The organism is Bacteroides faecichinchillae JCM 17102, assembly GCF_000614145.1.
Classification (GTDB): domain Bacteria; phylum Bacteroidota; class Bacteroidia; order Bacteroidales; family Bacteroidaceae; genus Bacteroides; species Bacteroides faecichinchillae.
In genome coordinates, this window is record NZ_BAKK01000071.1 from 1 (window position 1) to 13974 (window position 13974).

Below are 13974 nucleotides of genomic sequence, written 5' to 3' on the forward strand. Positions count from 1 at the left end.
GTCTGTACCGGTAGCATTGGAAGTGTTTACATTATTCTGTTTCTCGTATAATTCTTTTACACGAATGGCTTGTTCCTTGGTTACACCTTTACGAGCCAATTCTGCGGCCATTTGTTTCTGTTCCTTTCCTTGTTTGATACCCTCTTTGACGTACTCGAGGACTTGCTGGTCGCTCATGCTCTGAGCCAACAGAGAAGGGGTGCTGCCCAACACTAGAACTAATAGAAATAAGCGAAATAGTTTTTGTATTTTCATTTTCTGTTACTAAGCAAATAAAGATCGATTAATTGAGAATGAATGTTGTAATTCATTATAAGTAAAAAGAAGATCTTCTTTTAAAGGTGATGGGGGAAGAACGGGAAGAATGTTACGGGTACGAAGTAAGATGGTGTTTTTTTTTGATTCGTCTTCGGGATTAGCATACTGTGAGACACTATATCCCATTAAAAGAGCTAAACACAAAGTGGCTTCCTCCTCCGGAGTTCTCCCATGCTGAGAATATAACTCATTAATCCGGTCGTGAATGCTTTTATTTAAAAAAGATAGGTCATCGACATAGATATCCCTCAAGTTACTCCCGTCAGGAAGTAACTTATGAACTGAACTTAACAAGTTGTCGATTTTCTCCTGTAATACGATCGTATCCATCTTAGACGCTTACCCGGCTTAGCAACGGTTCCACATAACCGATAGGCATATCAACACAGGCACAGCCCAGCATATCCAGCCGAACGGCGATTTTACTTTTGCCATCCATCGTGACAAGTTCACCAACAAGACCAGCCAAAGGACCTTTGATCACACGAACTTCTTCACCGCGAGCCAAAGGAGTGCTGTTCATGTGAACGGCTTCTTCTGAATAATCAAGCATAAAACGGAAACGGGCCATCTGATCATCTGGAATGACCGTAGGAGTGCTTTCACCGCGCATCACCATATAGCGGCTGACAGTGGAGAGGGTCAAGACTTCCATGCGTTCTTTGGGAGTGGCATGAACAAAGACCATCATGGGAAGAAGAACTGCTTCTACTTTTTTACGACGGTCACTCCATTGATGGATTTCCTGCTGAACAGGAATAAAACTGTCAATCCCCATTTTTCCTAAACGCTCGGCTACCTTCTTCTCATGGTGCATACGAACCATTGCAACGTACCAACGTTTAGGGTGTGCTACGCCTTCCCCTGTCCCATAAATAGGCCCAGCAATTACTGATTTTTTTTCTAATGAAATCATATTTTTTACCCCATATTCATCCGTTACTTCTTAGGTAACAGATGAATATGGGGTATCTATAAAAGAGTATTAATCTTTAGTGATCGAGGGTATTCTTTTGAAAACAAAGCATATAACTGCTGAACATGAAGATTAGACTATTTCATGTTCAGATATTTATTTGCCATATATTGAGAAGAAAAAGATATTTTTATTTGCTGTCTATATATAATTTTGTCTATCTTTGCGCCGAATTCACATCTGTTACCTAAGAAGTAACACACACATATTATTACTAAACATCAATAATTTACGCAAATTTACTTAGCCACAAAATAATTTTTCACGTAAAATAAATTCTTTCTATTAACTTCTGTACGATCTCTTAATTCAAACCCTTTAAGATAAGTTTGAGTAGTTTTGATAGAGGTATGTCCCAATGATTCACTTATCATTTCAATCGGGACTCCACGATACTTAGCTGTAGTAGCCCAAGAATGGCGGAGTGTATAAGATGTGACATGAGAACTCAACTTCAACGTTCGTGCCAGAGATTTCAGACTATTATTAAAGTTGCGAAGCGCTGATTGATATTCCCGATAAGAGCGCACATCTTTCCGCGGCTTGTCACCACATAGAATATCAAAAAGATAATCAGGGCAGCCTGGTTGAGGAGGAAGACGATTACGAAGACTCTTTATGGTATCTCGGGCGGTATCAAGTATCTCTACGCACATGGGAGTTTTAGTTTTAATGCGGTTATAATGGAGAATATTCTGTTCCAAAGCCGTTTTCTCCAAGTGAGCAAAATCGGCAAAGGACATTCCACAGAACTGAAACATTAAACCCGCAACGGACTGAGTACGCCGTAAACGTTCCGTACCGGGATCTTCATATAATAATCGATGGAGTTCCCCAACAGGCAAAGCTTTCTTTTGACGAACAGCCACCCCCGTATAAACCTCATGAAACAATAAAGGGACATAATTAGCATTACCAGACTCTACTCCTCGGTTGTAAATACTACGAAGCATACGCATATACGTTGAAACTGTGTTAGGTTTAAGACCACACTCGTAAAGATAACGCTCATAATGACGCAGGCGATCTCGAGTAATCTGGTTGAAAGATACACTAGACACACCACAAAAACGGGTGAAAGACCTTAATGTGCTCTCATACACATGGGCCGTAGCGTGACGGCCCTCTCCTCTTAAACGGCCGATGTAACGCTCTGCACATCGGCTAAATCCATCTTTTCTCATAATTTTTTTCTTGTTTTATTCATTACAACATGGAATACAGGCAATGATTACTTCATCCATGAGCAGACAAAATTAGCTAAATTACAATTCTCACATTATTGTTGTATTCATTGACACCGAACAGAATCTTTCCTCTTTATACATAATAAGAAGAAAATGCTTTGATACACTCTGTATAAGACAGATAGCATCAAAATAATGAAATATGAGTATTTACCACCAATTATTTATTTTTTGCTTTTTCGATAAAAATCATACCTTTGCAGATATGATTGAACAGCGAGTTATACAATACATCGAAAAAGAACAACTATTTTCTCAAAACAGTAAAATACTTGTAGCATTGAGTGGTGGAGCCGATTCAGTGGCTCTATTGCGTATTCTTCATTCACTCGGCTATGAGTGTGAAGCTGCACATTGTAATTTCCACCTACGAGGTAAGGAATCTGACCGCGACGAAATGTTTGTACGCCAGCTTTGCCAACAATATAATATTCCATTACATATCATTGATTTCGACACAACCCGATATGCTGAAGAGAAACGTATTTCAATAGAAATGGCTGCCAGAGAGCTTCGGTACGAATGGTTTGAGAAGAAAAGAATTGAATGTCATGCCAATAGGATCGCTGTTGCCCACCACCAAGACGACAGTATAGAAACAATGTTACTAAATCTCATTCGTGGTACAGGGATCACTGGTTTATTAGGTATACGTCCTATAAATGGGTACATAGTCCGCCCACTTCTTTGTGTCAGCCGGAAAGAAATTATCTGTTATTTGCAAAGTATCGGACAAGAATACGTTACAGACAGCACCAATCTGGAAGACGAATATACTCGTAATAAAATCCGGATTCACTTACTTCCACTGATGCAGGAAATTAACCCGGCCATCAAAAATAGCCTAATCACAACAGGCAATCACTTAAATGATGTAGCTACCATATATAATAAAAGTATATCGGAAGCAAAAGCCAGGGTGATAACTTCGGAAGGTATTTTAATCAGCGCCATACTGCAAGAACCCTCTCCCGAAACCGTTTTATTTGAAATATTACACCCACTGGGATTTAATCCGGCACAAATCAAAGATATCTATCATTCACTCAACGGCCAATCGGGAAAACAATTCAGCAGCAAAGAGTGGAAAGTAATCAAAGATCGTGATTTCCTGTTATTGGAGAAGATACAACCGGAGAGAGAAGATACACCTTCTTTTCAGCTAATCAGAGAAGAAAGTGAATACACAACCGATTTCCAAATTCCCCACAAAAAAGAAATAGCCTGCTTTGATGCTGATAAACTAAGCGGAACCATTACCCTTCGCAGATACCAAGCAGGAGACACTTTTATTCCATTTGGAATGAAAGGAAAGAAAAAAGTAAGCGATTATCTGACCGACCGTAAATTCTCTATCAGTCAGAAAGAACGCCAATGGGTACTTTGCTGTAACGAACAAATCGCCTGGCTGATAGGTGAACGGACAGATAACCGCTTCCGCATTGATGAAAACACGCGAAGAGTAGTTATTTACAGAATGGTCTGAGGTAATTTCTGCTTTTTAAAACAATCGGATAATATAACAGAAAACGGAGTATCAAATACTCTTGCTTTTTTAGTACAGGATTTCACACATGCACAACACTTGATACATTTATCCGCATCCGTATGCAATTCATCCCCTTTAATAATAGCTCCTACCGGACAATGCGTTACACACAGTCCGCAATGAGTACACAAACTTTCATCTTCCACCCAAGGTGTACGGGGGAGTGGAGTACCACTCTTACGCAATTTAATAACCTTCCGCAAAAAACGAAATAAAGGAAAAAAAGGCTGACTGGGACGACGGATGGCACGTACATCTACCTGATAAAGTTTATCAGAAGTAACAGCAGCCTGTATCTTTTCCATAACCTTATTTCCAAATTCATTAGCGAAATTTAAATCTGACTCATCCGGACGTCCCTGGGCTATCGGAGACTGAGCTGTACTGTAAGAATGCTCTCCAACAAAAGTGGCTCCTGCTATCACTTTAAATCCATGAGAAATGGCAAATGCATCCAATTCCATCAACGCCTTTTCATAAGCACGATTTCCATAGACTACAACCAACACAGTAGGAGTAGCTAGTCCACGAATACTCTCCAAACGCTCCATAGCCAATGGAGCTACATGTCCTCCATAAACAGGAACCACAATAATAGCCAATGCAGACGTAGGAATCACAGTTTCCTCAGCCATTTGCAAAGTTAAATTCACCGGAATCACATTTTTTATGCCTGTTCCCTGAACAATCGCCTCTGCCACTTGTTTAGATGTATGGGTAGGCGAAAAATAAATTAAATGAGCTTCATTTACTGTCATACTATTTTTTTTATACAGCAAAGATAGGCTTTTACATGGAAAAAAAAAGGTTGATTATATATGAAACCAAAAATATTTATTATCTTTGCCCCGTTGAAACTTTCTACGATTCAACATTAACATCCCTAATTCATAATTAAGAATAAAACATATGCATGCATATCTGTAGCTATTAAGCAGCAGTAATGCCGTCCATATCTCAGCATAAAAAGAAATATTAATAACTTACTATACTATATGTATAACATTATCCAATTAAACGACAAGAATCTGTCGGAACTTCAAGTTATTGCTCAAGAACTTGGCATAAAAAAAGCAGACTCATTTAAAAAAGAAGAACTTGTTTATAAAATACTCGATGAACAAGCAATAGTAGGAGCTACAAAGAAAGTTGCCGCAGATAAACTCAAAGAAGAACGCAAAGAAGATAAGAAAAAGCGTTCGCGTGTGACTCCAGTTAAAAAAGAAAATAAAGTAATGTCCGCAACGAAAGAGGGAGAAGTTACCAAGAATAAAGAAACTGCCCCCGTTGCTAAACCACAACCGAAAGAAGAAATTGTAAAAGAAGAAACTGTAGTCAAAGAAGATATAAACAAGGAAGTTGCAAATAAGGAAGTTATTACTAAAGAAAAAGAAGCTCCTGTTGCCGAAACTAAGGCAGAGCAGAATGCAACTCCTAAACGCAAAGTGGGACGGCCGCGTAAAGAAGCTAAACCAACTGTAAAAAAAGAAACAGAAGTAGTTAAACCTGTAGAAAAAGTAGTTGAAAAAGCTCCGGAACAAAAAGTAGTCGCAGAACCAACAGTTATAACTACTGTAAAACCCACTCCGGTTGAAACAGAGAATAAAGTGAAGGTAAACCAACCAATTTCAGAGCTAAAGCCAATATTAAAACCTAAAAAGGCTGAGCCTGTAATTGACGAAGAAAGTAATATTTTATCTGGTTCCGACGACGAAGACTTTATTCCTATTGAGGATCTGCCTTCTGAGAAAATAGAACTTCCTACCGAATTATTCGGCAAATTTGAAGCTACAAAAGCCGAATCTACGCAAACAGAGCCTGAACAAGCCCCACAACCTCAGCAACAACAGGTGCAACAACCTCAGCAAAATATTCATCGCCAACGGGTAATCCGCACACGCGAAAATAATGGCAATTACAATGCTAATAACAGCAATAATGCCAACAATAATAATCCCAACAACAGCAATTTCCAACGTAACAACCAACGTACACAGATGCAACGTCCTGTACCGCAAAACAATGCAGGTGAAAACCTTCCGGTACAACAGGAACGTAAAGTCATCGAACGCGAAAAGCCCTACGAATTTGACGATATCCTGAATGGAGTAGGTGTACTGGAAATTATGCAAGACGGATACGGATTCCTCCGTTCTTCCGATTATAATTACCTTTCTTCTCCGGATGATATTTATGTATCACAGTCACAAATCAAACTCTTCGGTCTGAAAACAGGTGACGTAGTTGAAGGAGTGATCCGTCCACCCAAAGAAGGAGAAAAATATTTCCCACTGGTTAAGGTTTCGAAGATCAATGGACGTGACGCTGCTTTTGTACGTGACCGCGTACCTTTCGAACACCTGACTCCTCTTTTCCCGGATGAGAAATTCAAACTTTGCAAAGGAGGTTACTCTGATTCGATGTCTGCCCGCGTAGTAGATCTTTTCGCTCCGATCGGTAAAGGACAACGTGCTTTGATTGTGGCACAACCCAAAACAGGTAAAACTATCTTGATGAAAGATATCGCTAATGCTATTGCAGCTAACCATCCGGAAGTATATATGATAATGTTACTTATTGATGAACGTCCGGAAGAGGTTACAGATATGGCTCGTAGCGTCAATGCCGAAGTTATCGCTTCTACTTTCGACGAACCAGCTGAACGTCATGTAAAAATTGCAGGTATCGTATTGGAAAAAGCAAAACGTTTGGTAGAATGTGGACACGATGTAGTAATCTTCCTCGATTCTATTACCCGTCTGGCACGTGCTACAATACAGTATCTCCGGCATCCGGCAAGGTCCTTTCCGGTGGTGTGGATGCTAATGCACTCCATAAGCCCAAACGCTTCTTCGGTGCAGCACGTAATATCGAAAACGGAGGTTCACTGACGATCATTGCTACTGCCCTGATCGATACCGGTTCTAAAATGGATGAAGTTATCTTCGAAGAATTCAAAGGTACAGGTAACATGGAACTGCAACTCGACCGCAACCTGTCCAACAAACGTATTTTCCCTGCTGTTAATATCACTGCATCAAGTACACGTCGTGATGACTTGTTGCTTGACAAGACAACGCTTGACCGTATGTGGATCTTACGTAAATACCTTGCTGACATGAATCCAATCGAAGCTATGGATTTCGTAAAAGACCGTTTGGAAAAAACAAGAGACAACGAAGAATTCCTGATGAGCATGAACAGCTAATCAACAATACAATTTAAATAATCGTATCAAAAAGCTGATAATCAAGATCATTTTGCTTTGTCATTCTAAGGAAATGCAATAAAAATCCACGAATGTTCATCAACATTCTAACAAGTATAGTATAGGGCAATGGACAAAATATCCATTGCCCTTATTGTATATAATGTTACCTTATAATAGTTCCAGCAAGTATAACACTGTTTATCATCAACACTGATCAAGATATCAGAATAAAGCGCTATCTTTGCAAAATGCAAACTTAAACGCTTAATTATGTATACCAACAAACAGATTTGGAGTGTCAGTTACCCCATTTTACTCAGCTTGCTAGCACAAAATGTCATTAATGTCACCGATACAGCATTCCTTGGGCATGTAGGAGAAGTTGCCTTGGGAGCTTCTGCTATGGGGGGACTTTTTTATATATGTGTATTTACAATTGCATTCGGTTTCAGTATTGGGTCACAGATTGTCATTGCCCGACGTAATGGTGAGGGACGTTACTCTGATGTAGGTCCGGTGATGATTCAGGGAATCATATTCCTGTTAATCATAGCATTACTGCTGTTCGGTTTTACCAAAGCCTTCGGGGGAAATATTATGCGTTTGTTAGTTTCTTCAGAATCCATTTACGAAGGAACAATGGAATTTCTGGACTGGCGTATTTATGGATTCTTTTTCTCGTTCGTCAATGTCATGTTCCGAGCTCTTTATATAGGTATCACACGTACTAAAGTACTAACCATCAATGCGATCGTTATGGCATTTACCAATGTCGTACTTGACTATATACTTATATTCGGAAAACTCGGTTTTCCAGAAATGGGTATCAAAGGAGCCGCCATCGCTTCGGTATTGGCAGAAGCCTCATCTATTCTTTTCTTCCTTATCTATACTTATATCACTGTCGATCTGAAAAAATACGGACTGAATCGATTACGCACTTTCGACTTTTCATTGCTGATGCGAATTCTCAGTATCTCTTGTTACACAATGCTTCAATATTTTCTTTCCATGGCTACCTGGTTTATCTTCTTCGTTGCTGTGGAACGATTGGGGCAACGAGAATTAGCAATCGCTAATATCGTGCGAAGTATTTATATTGTATTATTGATTCCGGTCAATGCATTGGCTACAACCACCAATAGCCTGGTCAGCAACGCTATCGGTGCAGGAGGTATTCAGTATGTAATGCCACTTATAAAAAAAATAGCCCGCTTCTCATTTTTTATCATGCTGGGATTAGTTGTTTTATCGGCCATATTTCCCCAGTTCCTGCTTTCTATTTATACCAGTGAAGTAGCATTGATCGCAGAATCCGTACCATCCGTCTACGTGATTTGCTGTGCTATGCTTATTGCATCGGTAGCAAACATTATATTCAATGGAATCTCAGGTACGGGAAACACACAAGCCGCCCTATTGCTCGAAACCATCACAATTGCCATTTATGGTTCATACATTATTTTTATCGGAATGTGGCTGAAGGCTCCTATCGAAATCTGTTTTACAATTGAGATTGTGTACTATACCTTATTATTAGTGACGAGCTATATTTACCTCAAAAAAGCAAAATGGCAGAATAAAAAGATATAAATACAAGAGATTTTTGTAAATTTGCAGTCTGAAGTTACGAAAAGAGTGTAATTTATTGGAAATGAGCGTAGGTTAATTGCTCTTGATAGTAATAGGTTACGATTTAGTTAGTTATCTACTGCATTATCCTTCTGCGCGTTGCGTAACCTTCAAAGAACTCTTCGTATGCAAAAGTAGCTATTTAATTCGAGATTTTGATATAAACTCCCGTTTTTTATCCCCTCATTCATAAGAATTTTCCGTAAAAGCGGTATTGTCCGTCGGCACACCATTGCCCAAAACGAGTTTGGAACAAACGTGTGCCGACTACCGCATAGCTGGAGAAAAGGGCATTGCCTCACGCCTAAACGATGTTTAGACAGATGAAGCAATGCCCCTTTCTTTTGCGCCTATGCCAAGAGGTGCTTTTACGGGTTTTCAAATGATTTTTCTTTTTTCGCTGTCTCTTTTGCCGGAAGCGGAAAGTGAATGCAGAGTGTGTCAGCCTGCCCCATGAATGAAACAGGCGCCCACACACAGCCGGACAAACCGGGAAGAATGATTGTTGCCACCCGGCTGAACAAGTTCCGTCGGATCGGAAACAATCATACTTCCTTTGTTGTGGTTTGCCCTTTTCACGCTTCCGGTGATGTCTTTTTCCTTTTGGTGATTCTTTTTTTTACGGATTTTCCCCTGAAGTTTTTTTCTACACAATCTGCCTCTGTTTTCGTTTACCTCCATTTTGCGCCTTTCAGTAAGCCGCATCAGTCAGTCATTTTCGTTCTGGGCGCAAAGGTAATTCCGGGATTGGACGGGAAAGCAAGGTCAAGCCTCCTGTTTTCGGTAAAAATCTCCAGCCCTGCGGGTAGTATTTTGACCGAAAAACCTTGCATTCCCTAATCCCTACCTTTTCAAGCACCCGAAACGAAAACGACCGATGCGACAGAAAGACGCATAAAAAAAATGTCGGATAAACGAGAGGCAGATAAGATAGTTTGAAACTCAACTCCCTCAGCTCTTGAATCCGCATTAAAAACAAAAAAATCAAAAACAGCGAAGATATGACGGCAACGGCAAATTTCAGACAAATGGCGCAACACATCGGGTTGGCGATATGCGGCTTGATGATGCGCACCGCCTTCGGGGTGTTCGGCATCCTTTGGGGCATCATCAGAGAGATTGTAAACGGAGTGTTCCGAGTGGCGATAGGTGTAATCGTGGCTATCCTTTCCACCATTGCCTTCTTTGGCTTCATCCTTTGGTTATTCACCCTTTAACCCTTACCGACATGGCAAAAAGAAACAGCAAGACGGCAGCGCAGCAGTGCAGATATTACGAGGTGGACAACATCTTCGTGTATATGGTGGAAACGTACATCAACGGCAATTTTGAAACTTTCCGAAGATTGTACCACGAACTGAACAAGGACGCACGGAGGGATTTCATGGACTTCCTTCTCAGCGAGGTAGAGCCGACCTATTGGAGAGAGATACTGAAACAGATAATCTAAAAATGACAGCGATATGAAAGGAACAGACCATTTCAAGAGAACGATATATATGTACTTGGAACAGCGTGCGGAGGAAGATGCGCTATTTGCAAAGAAGTACCGCAACCCTGCCAAGAACATGGACGAGTGCGTGACCCACATTCTGAACTATGTGCAGAAAAGCGGTTGCAACGGTTTCACGGACGGAGAGATATTCGGGCAAGCCATCCACTACTATGAGGAAAACGAGATAGAGGTGGGCAAACCGATGGACTGCCAAGTGGTTGTGAACCACGTTGTGAAACTCACGGCAGAGGAAAAGGCGGAGGCACGTCAGAACGCTGTCCGCAAATACCAAGAGGAGGAACTCCGCAAGTTGCAGAACCGCCACAGACCGTCAGCGAGAAAAGAAAACCAACCCCAACCCTCATTATTTGATTTAGGCTTATGAAACCGAAGACCAAGATACAGAAAGAGGTGGCAAGACTTTCCGCCAACCTTCGCCCCATATCAGCGACACAAATAGATTGGGCATACCGCCACTGCGTTGAGCATATCGGCTACCGCACCAAGAAAGGGAACATCACCTGTTCCGACTGCGGTCACGAGTGGCACAGCGACAGCGGACTATGCGACACCCTTGAAGGCTGCACCTGCCCCAAATGCCATGCCGAACTCAAAGTGCAGGACACACGCAGACGCATCTACAAGGAAACGCAGAATTTCAGCGTGATAACCACCTGCAAAGGGTATCAGGTAATCCGCGTGGCGCAGGTCAGATGCGAGAGCAGGAAAGGCGAACCGATGCGTTTCTACTGCCACGAGGTCGTGCAGCGTTGGATTTCACCCGACGGCAAGGTTACGGACATGGCGTTGCTCCGTGGCTTCCTTTTCTGCTATTGCGATGTGTGGGCATTAGGCAGCGATATGGAGGTAAGACCGCACAACAGCCTATACGATGATGTGGTGGCAAGAAGCTGTGCATATCCAAAGATGAGGATATTGCCCCAACTCAGACGTAACGGCTTCAAGGGCGATTTCCACGGCATCTCCCCCGTGCGTCTTTTCAAAGCCTTGCTTTCAGACCCAAGAATTGAAACCCTTATGAAAGGCGGTGAGATTGAGGTCATGAAACACTTTCTTTTCAATACCCGTACTGCCGATGAATGTTGGGCATCATATCTGATTGCCAAGCGTCACAAGTATCAGATAGACAACCTCTCAATGTGGTGCGACTATCTGCGTATGCTCAAAAAACTCGGTCAAGACCTCCGTAACCCGAAGAACATCTGTCCCGAAGATTTCATGGCGGCACACGACAACGCAACCCGAAAAATTGAAGCCATACACGAGAAGGAAAGAGCCGCAGAGCAACGCCGTTGGGAGATTGAAAGGCGTGAGCGTGAGCAACAGCGACAACTCCAACGAAAGAAAGATGCGGAGGATTTCATCGCCAACAAATCCAAATTCTTCGGCTTGGTAATCACGGACGAGGAAATAATCGTCAAGGTGCTTGAAAGCATAGACGAGTATTACAACGAGGGCAAGACGCAGGGCATCTGCGTGTTTGGCAGTGGATACTACAAGAAAGCCGACACCCTCATACTATCGGCAAGGATTGGCGATGAGATTATTGAAACCGTAGAGGTGGACTTGCGAACCCTCGAAGTGGTGCAGTGCCACGGCAAGCACAACCAGGACACCGAATATCACGAGCGCATCATAGACCTTGTGAACAAGAACGCCAACCTTATCCGTGAGCGGATGAAAGCGGCATAGCATAACCCCTAAAACAACATTGATATGGAAGTAAGAATTGAAAGTATGATTTGTGTGTGGGATGATGCAATCCCCACGATGTTCCTTGAATTTGTGAACCTCCTCACTCTCACAACGAGTGAGGGGGAATTGAGAAAGAGCGTAAAGGAGTTTGCCGAGAAGCACGAACTTGACAAGTTTTTCCTTTACGGCTTCGGCTCACACCATTTCTACCTGCACCAACGCTACACAAGCAACCCCGAAATGGTGATGAAGAACAGAGTTCTGTCAGTACATTTTTAACCATCTAAAAAGCAACATTATGACAACACGAATGACCATCAACGGAGTAAGCACCTGCGCGGAAGCAGGTACGGAGAAATACGAGCGTTTCCAATCGGGTATCGGAAGACGCAGGCGGACACTTGTGCAGTACGACTACCGCCACCCCATAGACAGAGAATTGTTCTCTTGTGTCAAACCCACGTTGGACGAGTGCCGAGCCGCACGGGACAAGTGGCTGAACGCAAAGAAGGGAAAGGAGGACAGACTATGAACACGACCTATCAAACGCTGATAGTCAAGTTCAGCGAACCTATCACGGCATTGGACGGTATCTTTGACGATACCGGAGCGTGGGGAACGGACACCCTCAAGGGGTGGATAGATGATTACGAAAGCACACGTTTCACCGCCACCGACAGCATACGGCAGTCATCACGAGCGAGTACAATATGGAATGTGTGAAAGAGTGGCTACAACGGCAGACCCCCATTTCCGAAATGCGAGAATTTTGAACGGGATGGCGGTGTCCGCACCGCCAATACTTAAAACCCTAAAAACAAAAGATATGATAGCCAAGACGATATTACAGCAGATAGGCGGAAAACGCTTCACCGCCATGACAGGTAGCCGTGATTTCATAGATATGGGCAACGGCTTACGGATGAGCTTGCAAGGAACAAAACAAGTGCCAACCGCCTTGACATCATCTATGACGAAGGGGCAGACCTCTACAATATGCGCTTCTACCGCAGGACGTTCAGCAAAAAGACCTTTGAGTGCAAGACAAAGGACATTGCCGTACACGAGGGTATCTATTTTGATATGCTGGAGGAAATGTTCACGATGGTGACGGGACTTTACACACGCTTTTGAGTGGCGGGGCGGCGAGAGCCGCCCTACTTTCTTTCAGTGAGCATGATGGCGGACAAAGAAAGTAGCAAAGAAACCTTTGTCCAATCTGCGATAACTAAAAAATCCGCAAGTAAAACTTGCGGAGGCTATATATTGGGTCGTTATTTTTTGGTGGAGGGGAATGATAATCTCGAACCGTTGAACTACACATTTCTGCTTCGTCTCCATTTCCCCCAACGATTTGATACGTTCAATCATTTTTGTTGTTCCTTTCTGAATTTTCCTAAATACTTTCTTCATAATTTCGCTATACTTTTTATGGTTAATAACTATGTTTTGTATTGCTCTCACAACACTTACAACTTGAAGTGTTATTTGGAAACCGATAGGCAAAAATGGCTCAACGATGTCAATTAACGAGAAAATCCTACGATAATCTATCAAGTGATAGAGCAAAAGACGTGCCAAGTTAAATATGGCACGTCTTTTGCCAGTTTTGTCAGTCCTTTTATGGGATATACAACAGCGCAAACTCCGCCTTTCTCCGTTTGAGCAGCATGGCGTGGCGTTTTCCTTTGTAGTTGCAGAAGGCTATATACTCACGGTAGATGTTCCTGTCACCAGCTTCCAGCTTCTTGATTAAGGTGCTTTTGGGGATTGTTTTGCTGCCTAACAGCTTCGCCGGTCCCACATTGTAAGCTAACGTGCCAAGCAAAA

At 42.2% G+C, this 13974-nt stretch carries 15 protein-coding genes and 4 pseudogenes; 12 read left to right on the plus strand and 7 right to left on the minus strand.

Annotated elements, in window-relative coordinates; all coding sequences use genetic code 11:
• The 4 genes and pseudogenes from JCM17102_RS30060 to JCM17102_RS19780 form a co-directional block, all read right to left on the minus strand.
• Positions 1-255 (minus strand): annotated as a pseudogene (locus JCM17102_RS30060) (capsule biosynthesis protein); the annotation flags it as partial.
• A gap of 9 nt (positions 256-264) precedes the next feature.
• Positions 265-648: a UpxZ family transcription anti-terminator antagonist gene (locus tag JCM17102_RS19770; protein ID WP_025076418.1), complete on the minus strand. Its 384-nt coding sequence runs from the start codon at positions 646-648 to the stop codon at positions 265-267.
• Between the two features lies 1 nt (position 649).
• Positions 650-1234 (minus strand): UpxY family transcription antiterminator, encoded by a 585-nt coding sequence (locus tag JCM17102_RS19775; RefSeq protein ID WP_025076419.1) that lies wholly within the window; start codon positions 1232-1234, stop codon positions 650-652.
• A 299-nt stretch (positions 1235-1533) separates the two neighbouring features.
• Positions 1534-2481: a tyrosine-type DNA invertase cluster 3b gene (locus JCM17102_RS19780; RefSeq protein ID WP_025076420.1), complete on the minus strand. Its 948-nt coding sequence runs from the start codon at positions 2479-2481 to the stop codon at positions 1534-1536.
• Between the two features lie 265 nt (positions 2482-2746).
• Between JCM17102_RS19780 and tilS the strand changes: the two genes are divergently transcribed.
• Positions 2747-4027, plus strand: coding sequence for a tRNA lysidine(34) synthetase TilS (gene tilS / locus JCM17102_RS19785; protein ID WP_025076421.1), 1281 nt, complete (start codon positions 2747-2749; stop codon positions 4025-4027).
• Here the strand turns inward: tilS and JCM17102_RS19790 are convergent.
• On the minus strand, positions 4012-4848 hold the full coding sequence (locus tag JCM17102_RS19790) for a 4Fe-4S binding protein (RefSeq protein ID WP_025076422.1): 837 nt from the start codon (positions 4846-4848) through the stop codon (positions 4012-4014). The genes tilS and JCM17102_RS19790 overlap by 16 nt on opposite strands.
• Positions 4849-5085: 237 nt before the next feature.
• Here JCM17102_RS19790 and rho point away from each other — a divergent pair.
• From rho to JCM17102_RS28585, 11 genes and pseudogenes are all read left to right on the plus strand, one after another.
• Positions 5086-7298: pseudogene (gene rho, locus JCM17102_RS28575) on the plus strand (transcription termination factor Rho).
• A 273-nt stretch (positions 7299-7571) separates the two neighbouring features.
• Complete coding sequence (locus JCM17102_RS19800; protein ID WP_025076423.1) at positions 7572-8894, plus strand: MATE family efflux transporter; 1323 nt, start codon at positions 7572-7574, stop codon at positions 8892-8894.
• Between the two features lie 468 nt (positions 8895-9362).
• On the plus strand, positions 9363-9773 hold the full coding sequence (locus tag JCM17102_RS31050; RefSeq protein ID WP_004291538.1) for a hypothetical protein: 411 nt from the start codon (positions 9363-9365) through the stop codon (positions 9771-9773).
• A gap of 161 nt (positions 9774-9934) precedes the next feature.
• Positions 9935-10150, plus strand: a complete 216-nt coding sequence (locus JCM17102_RS25080) for a hypothetical protein (RefSeq protein WP_004291535.1) — start codon at positions 9935-9937, stop codon at positions 10148-10150.
• An 11-nt stretch (positions 10151-10161) separates the two neighbouring features.
• On the plus strand, positions 10162-10383 hold the full coding sequence (locus tag JCM17102_RS30075) for a hypothetical protein (RefSeq protein ID WP_004291534.1): 222 nt from the start codon (positions 10162-10164) through the stop codon (positions 10381-10383).
• 13 nt (positions 10384-10396) lie between these two features.
• The gene (locus JCM17102_RS19815) at positions 10397-10813 is read left to right on the plus strand and encodes a PcfK-like family protein (protein WP_004291533.1); all 417 of its coding nucleotides are present in this window, start codon (positions 10397-10399) and stop codon (positions 10811-10813) included.
• Entirely contained in the window at positions 10810-12141 is a 1332-nt protein-coding gene (locus JCM17102_RS19820) for a PcfJ domain-containing protein (protein ID WP_004291532.1), read from the plus strand. Before JCM17102_RS19815 ends, JCM17102_RS19820 begins: the two co-directional genes overlap by 4 nt.
• Before the next feature lie 24 nt (positions 12142-12165).
• Positions 12166-12423: a DUF8466 domain-containing protein gene (locus JCM17102_RS19825; RefSeq protein WP_004291531.1), complete on the plus strand. Its 258-nt coding sequence runs from the start codon at positions 12166-12168 to the stop codon at positions 12421-12423.
• Between the two features lie 19 nt (positions 12424-12442).
• A complete protein-coding gene (locus JCM17102_RS30080) occupies positions 12443-12676 on the plus strand; it encodes a DUF3873 domain-containing protein (RefSeq protein WP_004304291.1) in 234 nt (77 codons plus the stop codon).
• Between the two features lie 50 nt (positions 12677-12726).
• Positions 12727-12917 (plus strand): annotated as a pseudogene (locus JCM17102_RS32580) (DUF6956 domain-containing protein).
• Between the two features lie 53 nt (positions 12918-12970).
• Positions 12971-13278 (plus strand): annotated as a pseudogene (locus JCM17102_RS28585) (hypothetical protein).
• Between the two features lie 33 nt (positions 13279-13311).
• Here JCM17102_RS28585 and JCM17102_RS32290 read toward each other — a convergent pair.
• Together JCM17102_RS32290 and JCM17102_RS30085 are read right to left on the minus strand one after the other, a co-directional pair.
• Complete coding sequence (locus JCM17102_RS32290; RefSeq protein WP_004291527.1) at positions 13312-13701, minus strand: hypothetical protein; 390 nt, start codon at positions 13699-13701, stop codon at positions 13312-13314.
• A 64-nt stretch (positions 13702-13765) separates the two neighbouring features.
• Positions 13766-13974 (minus strand): glycoside hydrolase family protein (locus tag JCM17102_RS30085; protein ID WP_025076424.1); only part of this gene is annotated, 209 nt, incomplete at its 5' end.